The organism is Arthrobacter sp. SLBN-112 (assembly GCF_006715225.1).
GTDB lineage: Bacteria > Actinomycetota > Actinomycetes > Actinomycetales > Micrococcaceae > Arthrobacter.
This window is the reverse complement of sequence record NZ_VFMU01000001.1, coordinates 1393338-1410721: the sequence shown is the minus strand read 5'-3', so window position 1 is coordinate 1410721 and position 17384 is coordinate 1393338. Positions and strand designations below refer to the sequence as shown.

Sequence of the window (17384 nt, the reverse complement as noted above, 5' to 3'; positions counted from 1 at the left end):
GAAGATGTGGGGTCTGGGAACTGCGCCGGATGCGGCGCAGCGGCGAGGTGTTGCTACAGGGGTAAGCGGCTACAGGCCGAGGAGGCTTGAGGTGCGCACCACGAGGTGCGGGGTGATGGGATGGTGGACGAATCCGTTGCCTTCGCCATGGATGCGTTCCAGCAGGGTGTTGGCTCCAGTCACCCCGATTTTGGAGCTGTCCGGATCAACTGTGGTCAGTCCCAGGCGGGGCATCGCACCGAGCGCAATGTTGTCGTATCCGGTGATGGCTACTTCCATGCCCCGTTCATCCGCGGCTGTCATGGCACCGAAGGCGGCGAGGTCGTTGATGCAGGCCAGCGCTGTGGGGCGCTGATGCTTCGAACGCGACGAGCTAAGGGCCCGTTGAGCCGCGACATAGCCTGACTCCTGGAAGAAGTCGGTGTCAACCACACGGATATGGCGGTTAAGCCCATGCTCTTCCATGGCCGCCGAATACCCATCCACGCGTTCCCGGCCCACCGAGCCCCCAAGTCCGCCCAGGTGCACGATGTTCTCGTGCCCCTGGGCGATCAGGTGCTCAACAACCATGGCCATGCCATGGGCGTCGTCACTGCGGACGACGTCCGCGGTGTCGATATAATCCGGTCCACCACCGGCAAAGACCACTGCCCCACCGGAAACTGCACGGCTGAACGGTGCCTTGTCAGGCACAGTTCCCACCACCAGCAAGCCGGCCACGCGCAGGTCACGGAAGGCCTGGAGAATGGATTGGTCCACTCCCCTGTCAGCCGCCGTCACAGCGCTGAAGAGCACCGTGTGGCCTGCCCGTTCCAGGACGGTCCGGGCAGCATCGGCAACATCAAAGGCCCAGGGGTTGTGCATGTCACTGACCAGCACACCGATGGTTCCGCTGTCCCTGGTGGCCAGGGACCGGGCTGCCAGGTTCAGTTCGTAGCCCATCTCTTCCACGACCTTCAGCACCCGCTGGCGGCGTTCGTCGCTGACGCGCGGTGAGTCGCGGAGGACGAGGGAAACCAAGGACTTGGAAACGCCTGCACGTTCTGCAACGTCCACGATTGTTGGCCGCCGGGCGGATGGGGTTGCCATGGCTAGGCCCGAGCTGCCGTGGTGCCGTGGATTTCCTCGATCTTCTGCCACTGACCTGACAACGATGATGCTTCGGCTGCGCTGACAATGGCGGCAGCGGAAGCGGCGTCGTTGATGTTGGAGTTCTCCTGCACTCCTCCGGTGACGGCGACAAGGAACTTTTTGGCCTCAATGACCTTAAGGTCATCAAAGCCCATGCTGTTGCCGGGGCCAGGCTGGAAGTGGGAGTAATCTCCGTAGCGCGGGCTCGCGTTGACCGTGGTGTAGCCTTGCTCGTCGTTGTTCCGGCCCAGGCAGACTTTGAGTTCGTTCATGCGCTCGAAGTCCCACTTGAGTGAGCCTTCGGTTCCATAGACCTCGATCTCGTAGCCGCATTCGGGACCGACGGCGACGCGGGACGATTCGATGGTGCCGACGGCACCGGCTCCGATGGCGGACGGGCCGAAGCGAACCAGCGCCGCAGCGTAGTCCTCATTCTCGACCTCTCCCATTTCACCGTTCTCGATCACTGCGAAGTGTGTCCCGGATCCCATAGCCAGCTTGGGGCGCTGGGAGTAAACAGTGCTGGTCAGCGCGGTCACCTCGGCGATGGGCCCCACTACATACTGGCACAGGTCCGTAGCATGGCTGAACAGATCGGCCAGGACGCCCGTACCGGCAAGCTTCCGGTCGAAGCGCCAGGACAAGGCACCATTGGGTTCGGATGCATAGCCTGAGAAGAAGACGGCGCGGACGTTCGTGATGCGGCCCAACCGGCCCTCAGCAACCAGCTTCCGCGCGTGCTCCACTGCCGGTGCGTGGCGGTAGTTGTAGCCAATGGAAGTGACGACACCGGCCTCCAGGGCCGCTTCCTGCACGGCTGCCGTTTCCTCGTAGCCGCGTCCCACCGGCTTTTCGATCCAGAAGTGCTTGCCGGCCCTGGCTGCGGCGATGCCTATTTCGGCGTGCAGGAAGTTGGGGGCACAGATGGAGACGACGTCCACGTCCGGGTGGTTCAGGACGTCGTTGTAGTCGGTGGTGCCTTCCGCGAAGCCGAGAACGTTCCGGGCGTATTCCACTCGGCTCGGTTCTGTGTCTGCCGCGATGACGAGCCTGGTGGTCAGGCCCAGCTCGGGGTAGGCGTAAGGGACTGTCTGGTAAGCGCGGGAGTGGAGCTTTCCCATCCATCCGACGCTGATCAGGCCGACACCGACGGTGCGGGATTCTAGGCTCACGTTCATGCCTTTCTAGTTGGAATTCTTGTTAGTTGCGGGCGGCGTCGAAAGCGTCACGGAACGCCGCCGCCATGATGGTGGAATCCGAGCCGATGGCCACGAAACGGAAGCCCTGCCGGACGTACTTTGCTGCCGCCATGCCGTCCACTGCCAGGATGCCGGCCGCCTTGTGGTGCAGGTCCGCGGCCGCAACTACCCGCTGCAGCGCCTCCTGGAAGGCATTGCTGTCCAGTTGGAGCGGCACGCCCAGGGCGTAGGACAAGTCCAGCGGGCCGACGAAGAGGACGTCCACGCCGTCCTGGGCCGCGATCTCTTCCACGTGGTCCAGGGCATCGAGGGTTTCGATCTGGATGACTCCGACGGCGGCCTGCTGGTCCGCGGTCAGGGGCGCCCGGTCCATGCCCCAGCGGCACGAGCGGTTGTACGTTGCGACGCCCCGGTCGCCGTGCGGCGGGTACATCAGGTGGCGCACCGCGGTGCCCGCTTCCCCGACTGTGTTCAGGCGGGGCACCATGATGCCTGCTGCGCCCTGGTCAAGAGCACGTCCGATGCGGATCCGCTCGCCGGTTTCCACCCGGACGATGGTGGGAACGCCATAACTCCCGGCTGCAAGTACCCCGTCACGCAGGGCCTCTTCGCCGCCGGAGCCGTGCTCAAGGTCGATCAGGACCCAGTCAGCACCGGCCGCCGCGCATACTTCCGCGGCCGTTGCCGAGGCCATGCCCACAAAGGTCCCCACGGTGACCTCGCCTGCCGCCAACCGCTGACGCAGCCGGCCGCCGTCCAGCGGGCCGCCGTCGTGCTTTCCACCAACTGCTGGAGAGGCGCTCATCCGAACCACCGCTGGCGGCCGCGGGCCTGGTCGTAGTCGGCCCGGAGGTTCTGCACCCATTCCTGGCCCGAGATTTCAGCGGGCGCAACGTCCCACCAGACGTCGCCGCCGGGCAGGTCCACGTGGGGAACGGTGGGAACCACGATCACCACAGGCCCCTCGGTCTCGCGGGTGGAGGCCAGGGCTTCGCGGACTTCGGCCGCGGTGGTGGCGCGGATGGCCAGCGCGCCCAGGCCTTCGGCGATCTGCCGCAGGTCCACCTTGAGGTAATCGCCGTCCAGCCGTGCCTTGGGGGCGTCCTCTGCAGCGACACTGCCGCCCGCGGTGCGGTAACGGAATTCGTTGCCGAATTCTCGGCCCATGCGGTTCATCTGCAGGCGGTGGATGACCTGGTAACCGTGGTTCTCGGACACAACGATGGTGACGTTGAGGCCTTCCTGCGCGGCGGTGAGGATTTCGGTGGGGGCCATAAGGAATGTGCCATCGCCGATGAAGGTGACCACGCGGTTCTCGTTGTTGCCCTCGGCCAGGCGCACGCCCATGCCGGCGGCGATTTCGTAGCCCATGCAGGAGAAACCGAATTCAAGGTGGCAGTTGCGGTTGCCCGTCGCATCCCAGACCTTCTGCAGGTCACCGGGAGGCCCGCCGGCTGCGGCGATGATAGTGTCCCCGGAGCGCGCGTGTTCCTGCATGAGGCCGATGAGCTGGGGCTGGGTCAGGACTGCACCGGTGACGGGGGCGTCCGGGTGGTCTTCCGGGCGGTAAGCGGTGTCCGCGTCGAGCCACTGCGACCGGATGGGTGCCCACTTGGCCTTCTCCGTGTGGACGGTCTCCTGCCATTTTTCGCTGGTGCTGTGGCCTTCCAGGGCCTGGGCCAGTGCTTCCAGTCCCAGCCTGGCGTCGGCCAGGATGCCGGTGGCGCCCTGCTTGCGGGTGTCCGCGTCCACGATGTTCAGGGATGCGAAGCGCACCTCGGGGTTCTCGAAGATCGACTGGGATCCGGTGGCAAAGTCGGTGAGGCGGGTACCGACGCTCAGCACCAGGTCGGCCTGCTTGACCAAGGCATTGGAGGCGAAGTTGCCTTCCAGCCCGACGCCGCCCACCTGCCACCATTCGTCCTTGGTCACGGCGCCCTTGCCGCCGAAGGTTTCCACGACGGGGATTCCGAGCTGTCCGGCCAGGCCTTCAAGGGCTGCGTGGGCGTCCGAGTAGTGGATGCCGCCGCCGGCGATGATCACGGGACGCTTGGCGGAGCGGATGAGCCGGGCGACGTCCGCAACTTCCTCCAGGTCCGGAAGCGGCCGGCGGATCTTCCAGTCGCGGGGTTCAAAGAACTCCACCGGGAAGTCGTAGGCGTGGGACTGCACGTCCTGGGGCAGCGAGATGACCACGGCACCGGTATCGGTGGGGCTGGTGAGCACGCGCATGGCCTGCGGGAGTGCTGTCAGGAGCTGTTCCGGGCGGTTGATCCGGTCGAAGAAGCGCGACACAGGCCGGAACGCATCGTTGACGGTTGCGTCAGCCTCGGTGGGATGTTCCAGCTGCTGCAGCACCGGGCCTTGGTGGCGGGTGGCGTAGGTGTCGCCGGGCAGGAGCAGCAGCGGCAGCCGGTTCACCGTGGCCAGGCCGGCTGCGGTGACCAGGTTCAGTGCTCCCGGGCCGATGGAGGCCGTCACGGCGAGGACTGCCTGGCGGCGGCTTGCCTTGGCGTAGGCGGTGGAGATGTGGGCAAGGTACTGCTCGTGCCGGCCTTGGATGAACGGCATGTCGTCGGCGAGTTCGTCCAGTGCCTGTCCGAGGCCGGCGACGTTGCCATGGCCGAAAATCCCGAGCGCTGCGGGGATAAGGCGGCGGCGGGCGCCGTCGGCGAGGGAATACTGCACGGACAGGTACTTGACGACTGCCTGTGCGGTGGTGAGCCTGATGGTCTGGGATGGTGTGGTCATTGCCTTGTTTCCGGTTGTCATGGTTACCAGGGGCGTCCGTGCAGGACGATCGTCTTTTCCTCGGTCATTTCCTGTACAGCGGAGCGGACGCCTTCCTTGCCGATGCCGCTGCCTTTCAGGCCGCCGTAGGGCATGAGGTCCGCCCGCCAGAGCGGGGACCAGTTGATGTGGATATTGCCGGCGTCGATCTGCCGCATGGCTTGGACGGCGGCGGCGACGTCGCTGGTGAAGATGCCCGCGCCCAGTCCGTAATCGTTGTCGTTGGCCATCGCGATAGCCGATTCCATGTCCTGGGCTGAGGAGACTGCGACGGCGGGACCGAACAGTTCGTTTCGGCTCAGGTTCGACCTCGGGTCAACTCCGGCGACGACGGCGGGAGTCACTACCGCGCCGTCCCGGTCACCACCCGTGAGGACCCGGGCACCCGAATGGCGGGCCTCCGAAATGGAGGCATGAACGCGGGAGGCTTCACCTTCGGAGATCAGCGAGCCAAGGCGGGTGTCATCTTCCTTGGGGTTGCCCAGGGTGATCGCTTCGACCTTCGGAACCAGTGCGTCCAGGAAGTCAGCCTCCACGCGACGGTCCACGATGACCCGCTGCACGGAGATGCAAACCTGGCCAGCATTGATGAATCCACCCGCGGCAACCGCGGTTGAAGCCAGTTCGAGATCCGCATCCGGCAGGATGATCACGGGGCAGGAGGCGCCAAGTTCCAGGGACAGCTTCTTTACGCCGGCGATCGAGCTGATATGCGTCCCGGTACTGGTGGAGCCCGTGAAGGACACCTTCCGCACCCGCGGATCCGTCACCAGGACATCACCAAGGGTGCTGCCGGGCCCGGTGATCACGGACAGCGCCTCGGGCGGCAGGCCGGCGTCAACGAAGCACTGCGCCAGCTTCAGCGCCGTCAGCGGCGTGGTGCGGGCCGGTTTAAGTACGACGGCGTTACCGGCTGCCAGCGCGGGTGCGACCTTGTGCAACACCAGCAAGGCGGGGTAGTTGAAGGGTGTAATGGCAACAACGATTCCCACCGGTTGCCTCAGCGTGAACCCAATCTTGTCCAGGCCGGTGCCGGCATTGGCATCCAATGGGAGGGTGGAGCCGTACAGCTGGCTTCCTTCATGGGCTGCCAAGCGGATGATGTTGCCGGAACGGCTCGCCTCGCCCCTGGCTTCCGTAATGGGCTTACCGGTTTCGGCGCTAATTGCCTGGGCGATGTCCTCGGCCCGTTCATCGGCCAGTGCTGCTGCCCGGAGGAGGATGTCGACCCGCACGTGCGCGGGGGTGGTCCGTTGCAGGTGGGCTCCGATCTCGGCCCGGTCAAGGGCTTCCTGGGCGTCCTTGACCGTTGCCACCGGCACTGTGTCGATAGTCCGGCCGTCGAACGGCGAGCGGACTTCCTCGATCCGACCGTCGGCGGCGCCGCGCCAGTTTCCGGCAATTAGCATTTCCATGGTTGCTCCATCCAGGTTGTGAACGTTCGCGCTTAGTGGCGCTTCGTGTTGCTTTCGTGTGCCGTGTGGGCGACTTCGGCCACTTCGGTTTTGACCTCATTGAGGGCTTCTGCGTGACCGCCGAGCTGTTCGAGCTCGTGGGCGAGTTCGGCGAGTTCGGCGCCGCCGGCCATCTGGGCCGTCAGCTCGTCCAGGGTGATGTCCTTCTTGTCGTAGTAGCCGATCGACTTGCCGCGCTTGAGCAGCAGGAACCGGTCCCCGACGGGGAATGCGTGGTGCGGGTTGTGGGTGATGAAGATGACCCCGAGTCCACGGTCGCGGGCTTGCAGGATGTACCGCAGGACCACGCCGGACTGCTTCACGCCGAGGGCCGCCGTCGGCTCGTCCAGGATGAGGACCTTCGCGCCGAAGTACACCGCCCGGGCGATGGCCACGCACTGGCGCTCACCGCCGGAGAGCTGGCCGATGGGCTGTTCCACATCGCGCAGGTCGATGCCCATCTCGGCCAGTTCCTTGAGCGTGATGTCCTTCATCTTCTGGACGTCCATGCTCTTGAACGGGCCGAAGCCGGACGTGAGTTCCGAGCCGAGGAAGAAGTTCCGCCAGATCGGCATCAGCGGCACCACGGCGAGGTCCTGGTAGACGGTGGCGATTCCAGCGTCGAGGGCTTCGCGGGGACTGCTTAGTTTGCGTTCCTCGCCGCCGATCCTGAAGGAGCCTTCATCGTGCTGGTGCAGGCCGGCGATGATCTTGATCAGGGTGGACTTGCCCGCGCCGTTGTCACCCAGAACGCAGGTGACGCGGCCGTTGTCCACGGCCATGGTCACGTCACGCAGGGCGATGACGTTGCCGTAATGCTTGCCGATGGCTTCGAGCGAGAGCAGGTGCACCGGGGTGTGTGTCAGCGGATCCTTTTCATCCTTCAACAGGGTCTGCTGGTCAATTTGCTGTGCGTTCATGATGGCTACTTGCTTTCGGCTCGGCGCTTGACGATGAGGTTGACGATGGTGGCCAGCAGCAACATCAGTCCGAGGAAGAACTTGAACCAGTCCGGGTTCCATTGCGCGTAGACGATGCCCTTGTTGGCCATACCGAAGATGAACGCGCCGATCGCGCCACCGACTGCGGAACCGTAACCGCCGGTCAGTAGGCAGCCACCGATCACGGCCGCGATGATGTAAAGGAACTCATTGCCTACACCTTCACCGGACTGCACGGTGTTGAAAGCAAAGAGGTTATGCATGCCCAGGATCCAGCCGCAGAAACCGACAGCCATGAACAGGCCGATCTTGGTCTTGGTGACCGGTACACCCACAGCACGTGCGGCATTGGCGTCGCCGCCGGAAGCGAAGATCCAGTTACCGATCTGCGTGCGGAGCAGCACCCAGGAGGCTACGGCCACCATGGCGAGCCAAATGAAGACTGTGACGTTCACTTCAATGCCCGCGATGTTCACGCTCGAAGCGAAGATCGCCTTTGCTGCATCGAACCCGTCGATCTGAGATATGGAAGGGGTGGCCACAGCACCGCCGATCATGCGCGTCAGGCCCAGGTTCAGGCCCGCGAGCATCAGGAAGGTGGCAAGGGTAACGATGAAGCTGGGCAGCTTGGTCTTGACCAGGATCCAGCCATTGATAAACCCGATGCCAAGAGACACCAGCAGAGCGAAGAGGACTCCCACCCAGATGTTCATACCGAAGTACCAGCTGAACATGGAGGCGGACAGGGCGGAGGTGATGACTGCAACGCCTGTGGAGAGATCGAACTCGCCGCCAATCATCAACAGGGCGACGCCTACAGCCATGATTCCGATCGTTGAGCTTCCATAAAGGACGGTCGCCAGGGAGTTGGGCTGCAGGAAGACAGGGGCGATCGCGGAAAAGAAGATGAAGAGGACGACGGCTCCGACGAGGGCGCCGATCTCCGGGCGTACCAACAATTTCTGGATGTTGTTCCGGGTGCTGACGCGCTCATCGAGAGGCGCGGCGGTTAGGACAGCATTGGCCATGATGACTAAACTCCTTTGGCGTGGGATGCCGGGCCGGTACAGGGCGCCGGCATCCCTGCGGTTTTGGTGCCGGTTAGCGGATACCGGCCTGGGCGAACTTGGAAACGTCGCCTGCGTTGGTCTTATCCACCACAGCCGGACCCGTGTAGACCTGCTGGCCGCCGCCGACCTTGAAGCCGCCTACTTTGTTCAGCCAGATGGCGTCAACGCTGCCGTAGCCCTGGAGGTAGGGCTGCTGGTCAACGGTGAACGCGACGCTTCCGTCGGCGATGGCCTTGGCCAGATCGCCGTTGAGGTCGAACGAGGCAACCTTGATCTTGCTCCCGCTCTCCTTGACGGACTTCACGATGGTGAGCGTGAACGGTGCTCCAAGCCCGACGATCGCGTCGGCGTCAGGGGTGGATTGAAGTTTGGCGGTCACTGTCGATGACACAGAGGTCATGTCAGCACCGTTGACGTTGAGGATCTCAGTGCCAGGCACGTTTTCCTTGATACCCGCGCACCGGTTCTCCAGGCCTACGTGGCCCTGCTCCTGGATGACACAGATCGGGTGCTTGGCACCCTCGGCTGCCAAGCGTTTGCCGACCGTCACGCCTGCAAGCTTGTCGCTCTGGCCGAAGTGCGTGATCGCGCCCATCGCTTTGGACTCATCTTCGCCGGCGTTGAATGTGACGACGGGGATGCCCGCGTCGACGGCCTTCTTGACGACGTCCTTGAGGGCGTCCGGTTTGGCCAGGGTCACCAGGATGCCGTCGACCTTCTGGTCAATGGCCTGTTGCACGAGTTGCGCCTGGCGGCCGCCTTCAGCGTCACCGCTATACAGGAACTCGACGTTGTCCTTCTGCGCCGCGGTCTCGGCACCTTTACGCACGATGTCCCAGAACGTGTCCCCTGCCGCGGCATGGGTGATCATCGCTATCTTGATGCGCGCGGTAGTCGCCACCTGGCCGCCGCCTCCTGCGGCTGCGCCTGATGTATCAGTCTTTCCGCCGGTCGAGCATGCACCCAATGCCAGAAGCGGTACTACGGCCAGCGCCATTGCGCCCCGGCGCCAATTGAACTTCGCCACGTGAAATCTCCTTTGATGTCGCGTACTTCGACTGCCGCCCATGCCGCTATGCCCTCTGAAGGCAGGGCGGGAGAAGGGAAGAAATGTCGATTTGAACGGATGTGATCCACCTCGCATTGTGGAACGTTCCAACAATAGAACGGGGCTTGACCCGAAGTCAATAGACCGTTCCAATTGTCCTATGACTTCCCCGCACACACCTGAACTGATCGCCTCCTGTTGGACCAGCGCCGGCAACATTGCCCCCTTGAGCCACCCGGAAACCAGTCCGGTACCGATCGCCGAACGGCTTGCAGCCTTGGCCGTGACCGGCTGGTCAGGGTTCGGGCTCGCCCATGATGATCTCGCCGCGGCCAAGGACTCCATTGGCTTTCCCGCACTTCGTAAACTCATTGACCAGGCGGGATTCAACCACGTTGAAGTTGAGCTCCTCAGCAACTGGTGGGACGACTCCCGCCAGGACGAATGGAAGCCCCAGCTGGACCTGTTGCTCGAGGCAGCTGAGGCATTGGGTGCCAGTTTCATCAAGGTCGGGACAGCCATGGGCGACGGTCTGGACGACTACGGCCAGTTCGTGGAGCCGCTGCAGCGGCTCACCAAGGAAGCCGTCACCCGTGGAACCCGCATCGCTTTGGAACCCATGGCTTTCTCCATGGTCCGTTCCATCCCCCGGGCGGCTGATTTGATGCGGGCCGTGGATATGCCCGCGTGCGGCCTGGTGGTTGACTACTGGCACGTCTTCCGGCACGGGACGCCGCTGGAAGAACTGGCACAGAAGCTGACAGTTGACCAGGTCTTTGGCGTGGAACTCAATGACGCCGATACAGAGGTAAGAGGCACTCTCTTTGAGGACACGCGGGACCACCGGCGGCTCTGCGGGCAGGGTGACCAGGACGTCACCGGCTTCATCAGGGCCCTTCAAGGTCTTGGTTTCCAAGGCCCCTGGGGTGTCGAAATCCTGTCCGACGCCCACCGCGCACTTCCGGTGCGGGAAGCCCTGCAGGTGGCATACTCGACGGCCTTGACGTGCTTCCCGGCCTGACTCGGGCCCTCGGAACGTCAGGCGCTGGGGTCCGGGCCGCTGATAACGGCCCGGCCGCCAGACGGATGCACCTCCAGCGCGACTGGACGCCGCTCCTGGGCCAAGTGATCGAAGTCCGGAAGCATGCAGCCACGATCCGGGTGGGACGTGTTGACGGCGTCACTTCCGACGGCATGATCCTGTGGCTTGAGTCCCATGGCGCCGAGCCGCGCATGATGTATGAACGACACGAGGGGTTCACGGCCTGGATCGACTACAAATGGGAATCCGGCTTGCACAGGACAAGCTCCAGCTGACTTCGAGGCCGCGAAATCAGCGGTACGGCGTTTCTGGAACCCTCACAGTGTGCCCAAGCAGGGCGAAAGTTATTGCGACAGGATTACCTCCGAGGATAGGTACTACTTCGAAAGCCGAAGTAGAACCAGCCAGGAGAGACACCATGTACAACTTCCGGAAAATTGCGGCAGGCGCCACCCTGATCGGCGCGCTCGTCGGCGGCGGCGCCCTCACTGCCGCCGCGTTGCCGGCTAACGCCGCAACCACGACACCAACCGCCTCCAGCACCGCACCGGCGGGGGCCGGACACGGGAACGAAACGGCCCTCACCGGGGACACCGCCGATAAGGTCAAGGCCGCCATCCTGGCCGCCAACTCCGGCGCAACCATCGAGTCCATGACCACTGAAGACGACGGGTCCGCCGCCTACGAAGCCCACATCACCACCTCCGACGGCACCCGCACCACCGTCAAACTCGACACAAACTTCACCATCACCGCCACCGAAACCGGAGGCGGGCGCGGCGGCCACGGCCACCACGGGAGTGAGACCGACCTCACCGGCGACACCGCCGACAAGGTCAAGGCCGCCATCCTGGCCGCCAACTCCGGCGCCGCCATCGAGTCCATGACCACTGAAGACGACGGGTCCGCCGTCTACGAAGCCCACATCACCACCTCCGACGGCACCCGCACCACCGTCAAACTCGACACAAACTTCACCATCACCGCCACCGAAACCGGCGGCCCTGGCGGTCACTGAACGCGCCACCGCCTTGGGTGGACGCGATCGTGACGCGTCCACCCAAACACCCTCAAACATCCACCCCGCCGAGCGACTGCCGGATCACCCGTTCCAGGAGGACCCTCATGATCGCCTCGCGTCCGGCATCAAGGCACGGATTCCGGGTATGGCCGTGGCTGCAGCGGGCATTGTCCGTCATGGTGGCCGGCGCTGCCATCATCGCGGGCGTGCAGCTCGGCGTTAACGCCCCAGCCGTTTCACCCGTACAGCCGCCCTCCGCCTCCGTGCGGACAGCCCCCAACAACCCGCCTGTAATGGCCGCGCCGAATCAGCAGGAGCTGCCCGCGCCCGCCAAGGATAAGACAGACGGCGCCCGCAGACGTGGAGGCCGTTGAGGAATGGCATAAAACAAAAGACGACGGCGGCCAGGTGGCCGGCCCCGAAGAAACAAGCCAATGACACTCCCAGCTGACCGACGACGGGATGCACCAACATTTCCTGGTGCCCCCGAAGAGACTGTGGCGGAGAGTGTCTCACCGCCCGCCGTGCTCTGGCTGATCATGGCCGGCGCAGTCGGGGCCATGATGCTGGCCGGTATCAAAGCTCCCCAGCCGCTGCAGTTCAATATGCCCCTCCTGGCCCACACATCCGGGCTGCTTGCCGGGTACGGCGTAACAGTCATGGTGGCCCTGATGTCCCGCGCTCCCGCCCTGGAGCTGGGGGTCGGCGCGGACCGGCTGGCCCGGTGGCACAGCTTCGGCGGCAGGGCTGTTTTCTGCCTCATCCTCATCCATGGCGGCGCCGCCACTGCCTCTTGGGCTGCGGGACAACGGATCTCCTTATGGGCCGCCGCTACTGATGTCGTCGGCATGCCCGGCCTTCTCGCGGCCACCGCGGGAACGGTCATCTTCTTGGCTGTGGGGTTCATTTCCGCCCGGAGCGTCCGCCGCAAGCTCAGGTACGAAACCTGGCACGCCCTTCACCTTATGACCTACCTCGCGGTCGCCTTGTCTTTCTCCCACGAGCTCGCCGGCCCCGACCTGGCCGGACTCCCCCTCGTGCAAGTGGCATGGAGCCTGCTCTACACGTTCAGCTTCGGGCTGGTCCTGCGGTACAGGGTCCTGGCACCGCTCACGCAGCTGTGCCGCCACCGGCTGCGCGTTGATCACGTGATCAATGAAGGAGGTGGAGCGGCCAGCATCATCCTTCGCGGCCGCCACCTCCACGAACTCCGGGCCGAATCCGGACAGTTCTTCCGCTGGCGGTTCCTGACCGGAACCCTGTGGAGCTCATCCCACCCCTTCTCGCTCTCAGCCCCGCCCCACCACGGGTTCCTTCGGATAACGGTGAAGGCGGTCGGCGACGGCACCCGACTGATCCACGCCGTGCGGCCGGGCACAAGAGTCCTCGCCGCCGGCCCGTACGGCGCCATGACGAACGAGCGGCGCCAGGGACGGGGAGTCCTCCTGATCGGCGGCGGCGTCGGCATCACCCCCATGCGCGCCCTCTTCGAAACACTGCCAGTCCCCGGGCCAAGCCTGACCCTGCTCTACCGCGCATCCTCGCCGGAGGAGATAATCTTCCGCGACGAACTGGAGCACATCGCCCGGCGCCGGGGAGCGGAACTCATCTTCCTGACAGGACCATCATCCGAGCCCCGGAACGCACTGACCGCCCAAAACCTGAAGTCCATGGTCCCCGACCTTGCAAGCCGCGACGTCTTCATCTGCGCATCTCCCCGGTTCTCATCCGCCGCGACAGCGGCCCTCACCCAGGCCGGCCTGCCCCGGCGGCAACTGCACCAGGAAGAATTCAACTTCTAGCAACTGCAGAGCCCTCCAAGCGGAGGACCGTTCAAATGACTTGAGTTTGCGGTTGCCTTAGTCACTGCCTGCTGCCAGCGAATTCAGCGTGTCCCGGATACCTTTCAGCGCAGGATCCCGGAGCGACATGAACGCAGGCTTCAGCAGCGGCTGGATGATCTTGGCCGGCCCGTTGATGCTGAATTCGGCCGTGTACTTCACCACCGAGCCGGTCCCGTTGGGGCTGACGTCGATGGAATCGAAGGCCGTCACGGTCTTGTTCTCGCCGCGCAGCTTGATGTGGTTGTCCGTCAGCTCGATGACCTCGTAGACCAGGGTCTGGCGCTTTCCCCGGAACTCGGACTCTGCATGGTACTTGTGCCCCACGGCCACCGGCCCCGGGGTGAGCTTGTCCATGACGGGGGTGTTGGGGTCCCACTTGCTGGTGTTCTCGAACTCACTCATGAAGGCAAAGGCCTTCTCCGCGGACAGTTTGGTTTCCACACTTCCGGTGACTGTGATCATCACCCCAGTCTAGGAGCACCCTGCAGCTGGGCGGCAGCCATTTTGAAGCACAGTTTCCCGCCCAGCTCCTGCGGACGGATCCATGCCTCGTAGCCTTCGGCGGCGGTAAACAATGCCCTCCCGGCTTCTGCGTCGGCCGCGAGCCACAGGACCGCCGGATCCCGCATGGCGTCGTCCACCACGCCGGTCCGGACAACCTGGAAGTCTTTCCGGATCTCCACGGGAACCCCGGTCAAACGGCTCCAGTCACGGGAGGGGTACGGCTTCATGGTTCCCCCTTTGCGGCCGGGTGCTAGCAGCCCTCGAAGTCGGTGAGGACCTTCACCTTGCCGGCAGAGGCCGACGACGGATCGAACGTGTAGCCGATCCATTCCTTCACCAGGCGCCGGGCGAGTTCGATGCCCACCACGCGCTGGCCCATGGTGAGCACCTGGCAGTCGTTGGACAGGATGGAACGCTCCACGGAGAAGGAGTCGTGGGCGGCAGTGGCCCGGATGCCTTCCACCTTGTTGGCGGCGATCGCCACGCCGATTCCGGTGCCGCAGAAGAGGATGGCCCGGTCGGCGGCGCCGTCCCGAATCATCTCCCCGGCCGTGATGCCCACGTACTGGTAGGGCCTCGTGAAGTCGTCCGGCGCGTCACTTCGATTGACGCCGATGTCGATGACTTCGCTGACGCGCGGATCCTGCCGCAGGTCCGCCAGCACCTTGTCCTTGTAGTCAACGCCGGCCTCGTCCGCGCCGACAATGAGCCGCAGCCCCATGGTGTGTCCTTCCGTTGTCATTGCTTTGCTCCCGCCGGTGCCGCGGCGGGCACCGTTTCTTCGGCGTTCCGTACAGCAGCGGCGGTGAAATGCGGCCCCATGACGGCGAAGACCATCGCCAGCGACGTGGCACCGGGGTCCGCCGCGCCCAGGCTCTTCTCTGCAAGGGGGCGGGCCCGGCCCTTGAGGGGAAGGAGGTCCGCGGTGGCTTCCGCCGCGGCGGCCGCCTCACGTGCGGCGTCCTGCCAGGCTTGGTTCGGTTCCACGCCGTACCCCACCCCGCGGCTGAAGGCGGAGGCAAAGGGCAGCAGGGCGTCCACCATGGTCTTGTCGCCCTTTTCGGCTTTGCCCAGCTGGACGATCCGGTCCGCGAACGCTGTCACGGCTGCCGCCAGGGCACTGGGCGCAGGCGCGGACGTGTTTCCCAGCGTCTCACCAAACGCGCGCAGTCCCGCTCCCCACAGGACCCCGGAGGTTCCACCTGCTTTGTCCGCCCAGGCATCGCCGGCGGCGGCCAGCACGTCCCCGGCGCCGGCTCCCCGCCCCAATGCGTCCGACGCTGCTGCCGCGGCGGCGTCCACCCCGCGCACCATGCCGCGGCCGTGGTCACCGTCTCCGGCTATGGCGTCCATCCGGCCAAGGCGTTCCTCGGCGTCGTGCAGGGACGTGCGGGCGGCTTCAATGGCAGCAAGGCACGCGGCAGCGTACCCGCGGGAGGCGTCCGTGGCGACGAATGCTGCAGCGGAGGCACCGTCGTCGGGCGCCTCCTCGGCGCCCAGGGTACCGGCTTCCCGGGCCGCATTGCCGCGGCGGTAGGCGGGAGTTTCCGCCGGCGCTGTCCACAGGGGCTCAAGTTCCTCGTCCAGCCAGGTGACGGTCAGCGAGACGCCGGCCATGTCCAGGCTGGTGACCAGCTCGCCAACCTCCGGCATGACCAGCGTGTAGCCCTCGGCGCGCAGCAGCGGGGCCACGGTGCCCCAGAGGACGAACAGCTCCTCATGCTTGGTGGAGCCGAGCCCGTTGAGGATGACGGCGATCCGCTTGCCGGCGTTGGGCGGCGTTTCGGCGAGCACCCGGGCCACCAGTTCCTGGCCGAGTTCCCTGGCGGAGGGCAGGTCGGTGTCGTGGAGGCCGGGCTCGCCGTGGATGCCAAGGCCCAGGCCCATCTGCCCGTCGGGAAGGGTGAACAGCGGCGATTCGGCGCCTGGGAACGTGCAGCCGGCAAACGCGCTGCCAATGGTCCGGGTCAGGCTGTTGGCCTTGCGGCCCAGGCGGACCACCTCGGCCAGGTCGGCGCCATCCTCGGCGGCCGCGCCCATCACCTTGAACACCGTGAAGTCACCGGCGATGCCGCGGCGCTTGGCGGATTCCGACGGCGGGGCGCTGGCGATGTCGTCCGTCACCAGGACGTTTTCCACGGCGATGCCCTCGGTGGCCAGGCGTTCGCTGGCCATCCCGAAGTTCATCACGTCGCCCGCGTAGTTGCCGTAGGTAAAGACGACGCCGGCCCCGGATTCGGCCGCCTTCGCCACCGAATATGCCTGCTGGGCCGAGGGTGAGGTGAAGATGTTGCCCACCACCGCACCGTCGGCGAAGCCGCTTCCGATAAGTCCGGCGAAGGCCGGGTAGTGGCCGGAGCCGCCGCCGGCCAGGACAGCGACCTTGGGTTGTGCCGGCCGGTAACGGCGGACGGCGCCGCCGGCAACCTGGCGGACGAGGTCGGAGTGGACGTCGCAGAAGCCTGCCAGGGCCTCCTCGGCGAACTCTGAGGGGTCATTGAAGATCTTGGTCATGGTGGTTCTCCGGCGTCCGGGGTGGGGGCGGGTTTAGTGGGGGCTGCTAGTGGATGTGGCTGCCGCCGTTGATGTCGATGGTGGTGCCGGTGAGGTAGGCGGAGTCCTCGGAGGACAGGAAGGTGATCACGGAGGCCACTTCTTCCGTGGTGGCGTTGCGGCCCAGCGGGATGCCGGCGTTAATGGCGGCTTCCTGCTCCTCGGTGCTGCCCACGCGGATGTTGGTGTCCACGGCGCCGGGGGTGATGGCGTTGACGGTGACGCCGGTGGTGCCGAGCTCGCGGGCCAGGGCCTTAGTGAAGCCGAGGATGGCTGCCTTGGCGGCGGAGTAGGGGACCTTGCCGAAGACGCCGCCGCCGCGCTGGGCGGACACGGAGGACATGTTCACGATCCGGCCCCAGCCGTTTTCGATCATGTCCGGCAGGAATGCCTTGGTCACCAGGTAGGTGCCGGTGGCGTTGACGTCCATGACCTTGTGCCACAGCTCAAGGGTGGTTTCCAGGAACGGAAGCGGGGAGGTGATGCCGGCGATGTTGGCCAGGGCGCCGACGGGTGGGAGGTTGCCGGCTGCCACCTCGGCGGCGACGGCGGCCTGGGCAGCGATCACGGACGCTTCGTTGGCGACGTCGATCTCGTGGCCGAAGGCGGGGACGTTGAATTCGTTGCCGATTTCGGCGGCAACCTTGGCTGACTTCTCTCCGTCGAGGTCCAGGATGACGATGCCCCAGCCTTCCCGGGCGTAGCGGCGGGCGGTGGTGATGCCGATGCCGCGTTCCGAGGTGGCTCCGGTGAGGACTGCAGTGCGGTGGATGGTGGTCATGGTGGT

General features: G+C 65.2%; 18 protein-coding genes. 4 read left to right on the top strand and 14 right to left on the bottom strand.

What is annotated here, in order from left to right:
* Window positions 1-69 precede the first annotated feature (69 nt).
* The 8 genes from FBY33_RS06650 to FBY33_RS06615 form a co-directional block, all read right to left on the bottom strand.
* Window positions 70-1089, bottom strand: coding sequence for a LacI family DNA-binding transcriptional regulator (locus FBY33_RS06650; protein ID WP_142029853.1), 1020 nt, complete (start codon window positions 1087-1089; stop codon window positions 70-72).
* Window positions 1090-1091: 2 nt separating this feature from the next.
* Window positions 1092-2303, bottom strand: a complete 1212-nt coding sequence (locus FBY33_RS06645) for a Gfo/Idh/MocA family protein (protein ID WP_142029852.1) — start codon at window positions 2301-2303, stop codon at window positions 1092-1094.
* 28 nt (window positions 2304-2331) lie between these two features.
* A complete protein-coding gene (locus FBY33_RS06640) occupies window positions 2332-3135 on the bottom strand; it encodes an HpcH/HpaI aldolase family protein (RefSeq protein ID WP_142029851.1) in 804 nt (267 codons plus the stop codon).
* Window positions 3132-5081: a 3D-(3,5/4)-trihydroxycyclohexane-1,2-dione acylhydrolase (decyclizing) gene (gene iolD, locus FBY33_RS06635; protein ID WP_142029850.1), complete on the bottom strand. Its 1950-nt coding sequence runs from the start codon at window positions 5079-5081 to the stop codon at window positions 3132-3134. The genes FBY33_RS06640 and iolD overlap by 4 nt, the downstream gene beginning before the upstream one ends.
* A gap of 23 nt (window positions 5082-5104) precedes the next feature.
* Window positions 5105-6535 carry an aldehyde dehydrogenase family protein gene (locus tag FBY33_RS06630; protein WP_142029849.1) on the bottom strand — a complete coding sequence of 477 codons (1431 nt, stop codon included), beginning with the start codon at window positions 6533-6535 and terminating at the stop codon, window positions 5105-5107.
* Between the two features lie 32 nt (window positions 6536-6567).
* Complete coding sequence (locus FBY33_RS06625; RefSeq protein ID WP_142029848.1) at window positions 6568-7494, bottom strand: ATP-binding cassette domain-containing protein; 927 nt, start codon at window positions 7492-7494, stop codon at window positions 6568-6570.
* A 5-nt stretch (window positions 7495-7499) separates the two neighbouring features.
* Window positions 7500-8543 (bottom strand): ABC transporter permease, encoded by a 1044-nt coding sequence (locus FBY33_RS06620; RefSeq protein ID WP_142029847.1) that lies wholly within the window; start codon window positions 8541-8543, stop codon window positions 7500-7502.
* A 73-nt stretch (window positions 8544-8616) separates the two neighbouring features.
* Window positions 8617-9612: a substrate-binding domain-containing protein gene (locus FBY33_RS06615; protein ID WP_200831332.1), complete on the bottom strand. Its 996-nt coding sequence runs from the start codon at window positions 9610-9612 to the stop codon at window positions 8617-8619.
* A gap of 181 nt (window positions 9613-9793) precedes the next feature.
* Here FBY33_RS06615 and FBY33_RS06610 point away from each other — a divergent pair, with 181 nt between their 5' ends.
* The 3 genes from FBY33_RS06610 (at window position 9794) to FBY33_RS06605 (ending at window position 11693) form a co-directional block, all read left to right on the top strand.
* Entirely contained in the window at window positions 9794-10654 is an 861-nt protein-coding gene (locus FBY33_RS06610) for a sugar phosphate isomerase/epimerase family protein (protein WP_142029845.1), read from the top strand.
* Between the two features lie 65 nt (window positions 10655-10719).
* Entirely contained in the window at window positions 10720-10950 is a 231-nt protein-coding gene (locus FBY33_RS20335) for a hypothetical protein (RefSeq protein ID WP_160141944.1), read from the top strand.
* Window positions 10951-11093: 143 nt separating this feature from the next.
* Window positions 11094-11693, top strand: a complete 600-nt coding sequence (locus tag FBY33_RS06605; protein ID WP_160141943.1) for a PepSY domain-containing protein — start codon at window positions 11094-11096, stop codon at window positions 11691-11693.
* A 52-nt stretch (window positions 11694-11745) separates the two neighbouring features.
* On the opposite strand, the gene FBY33_RS20330 is transcribed toward FBY33_RS06605, so the two are convergent.
* On the bottom strand, window positions 11746-11895 hold the full coding sequence (locus FBY33_RS20330; protein ID WP_160141942.1) for a hypothetical protein: 150 nt from the start codon (window positions 11893-11895) through the stop codon (window positions 11746-11748).
* A gap of 235 nt (window positions 11896-12130) precedes the next feature.
* Here FBY33_RS20330 and FBY33_RS06595 point away from each other — a divergent pair, with 235 nt between their 5' ends.
* On the top strand, window positions 12131-13498 hold the full coding sequence (locus tag FBY33_RS06595; RefSeq protein ID WP_200831331.1) for a ferredoxin reductase family protein: 1368 nt from the start codon (window positions 12131-12133) through the stop codon (window positions 13496-13498).
* A gap of 57 nt (window positions 13499-13555) precedes the next feature.
* Here the strand turns inward: FBY33_RS06595 and FBY33_RS06590 are convergent, their stop codons facing one another.
* From FBY33_RS06590 to FBY33_RS06570, 5 genes are read right to left on the bottom strand one after another with little or no spacing between them, the layout of a single operon-like run.
* Entirely contained in the window at window positions 13556-14002 is a 447-nt protein-coding gene (locus FBY33_RS06590; protein WP_142029842.1) for an SRPBCC family protein, read from the bottom strand.
* A complete protein-coding gene (locus FBY33_RS06585) occupies window positions 14002-14271 on the bottom strand; it encodes a hypothetical protein (protein WP_142029841.1) in 270 nt (89 codons plus the stop codon). Before FBY33_RS06585 ends, FBY33_RS06590 begins: the two co-directional genes overlap by 1 nt.
* A 23-nt stretch (window positions 14272-14294) precedes the next feature.
* Entirely contained in the window at window positions 14295-14786 is a 492-nt protein-coding gene (locus tag FBY33_RS06580; RefSeq protein WP_327436744.1) for an RpiB/LacA/LacB family sugar-phosphate isomerase, read from the bottom strand.
* A complete protein-coding gene (locus FBY33_RS06575) occupies window positions 14783-16558 on the bottom strand; it encodes a dihydroxyacetone kinase family protein (protein WP_142029840.1) in 1776 nt (591 codons plus the stop codon). The genes FBY33_RS06580 and FBY33_RS06575 overlap by 4 nt, the downstream gene beginning before the upstream one ends.
* Before the next feature lie 46 nt (window positions 16559-16604).
* Entirely contained in the window at window positions 16605-17378 is a 774-nt protein-coding gene (locus FBY33_RS06570) for an SDR family NAD(P)-dependent oxidoreductase (protein WP_142029839.1), read from the bottom strand.
* Window positions 17379-17384: the final 6 nt, after the last annotated feature.

What these genes read in the sequence shown, in the direction of transcription:
- FBY33_RS06650 (WP_142029853.1), bottom strand. Translation starts at nt 1,089, where the DNA reads ATGGCAACCCCATCCGCCCGGCGGCCAACAATCGTGGACGTTGCAGAA.
- FBY33_RS06640 (WP_142029851.1), bottom strand. Translation starts at nt 3,135, where the DNA reads ATGAGCGCCTCTCCAGCAGTTGGTGGAAAGCACGACGGCGGCCCGCTG.
- iolD (WP_142029850.1), bottom strand. Translation starts at nt 5,081, where the DNA reads ATGACCACACCATCCCAGACCATCAGGCTCACCACCGCACAGGCAGTC.
- FBY33_RS06630 (WP_142029849.1), bottom strand. Translation starts at nt 6,535, where the DNA reads ATGGAAATGCTAATTGCCGGAAACTGGCGCGGCGCCGCCGACGGTCGG.
- FBY33_RS06625 (WP_142029848.1), bottom strand. Translation starts at nt 7,494, where the DNA reads ATGAACGCACAGCAAATTGACCAGCAGACCCTGTTGAAGGATGAAAAG.
- FBY33_RS06620 (WP_142029847.1), bottom strand. Translation starts at nt 8,543, where the DNA reads ATGGCCAATGCTGTCCTAACCGCCGCGCCTCTCGATGAGCGCGTCAGC.
- FBY33_RS06610 (WP_142029845.1), top strand. Translation starts at nt 9,794, where the DNA reads ATGACTTCCCCGCACACACCTGAACTGATCGCCTCCTGTTGGACCAGC.
- FBY33_RS20335 (WP_160141944.1), top strand. Translation starts at nt 10,720, where the DNA reads ATGCACCTCCAGCGCGACTGGACGCCGCTCCTGGGCCAAGTGATCGAA.
- FBY33_RS06605 (WP_160141943.1), top strand. Translation starts at nt 11,094, where the DNA reads ATGTACAACTTCCGGAAAATTGCGGCAGGCGCCACCCTGATCGGCGCG.
- FBY33_RS20330 (WP_160141942.1), bottom strand. Translation starts at nt 11,895, where the DNA reads ATGATGGCAGCGCCGGCCACCATGACGGACAATGCCCGCTGCAGCCAC.
- FBY33_RS06595 (WP_200831331.1), top strand. Translation starts at nt 12,131, where the DNA reads ATGACACTCCCAGCTGACCGACGACGGGATGCACCAACATTTCCTGGT.
- FBY33_RS06590 (WP_142029842.1), bottom strand. Translation starts at nt 14,002, where the DNA reads ATGATCACAGTCACCGGAAGTGTGGAAACCAAACTGTCCGCGGAGAAG.
- FBY33_RS06585 (WP_142029841.1), bottom strand. Translation starts at nt 14,271, where the DNA reads ATGAAGCCGTACCCCTCCCGTGACTGGAGCCGTTTGACCGGGGTTCCC.
- FBY33_RS06580 (WP_327436744.1), bottom strand. Translation starts at nt 14,786, where the DNA reads ATGACAACGGAAGGACACACCATGGGGCTGCGGCTCATTGTCGGCGCG.
- FBY33_RS06575 (WP_142029840.1), bottom strand. Translation starts at nt 16,558, where the DNA reads ATGACCAAGATCTTCAATGACCCCTCAGAGTTCGCCGAGGAGGCCCTG.
- FBY33_RS06570 (WP_142029839.1), bottom strand. Translation starts at nt 17,378, where the DNA reads ATGACCACCATCCACCGCACTGCAGTCCTCACCGGAGCCACCTCGGAA.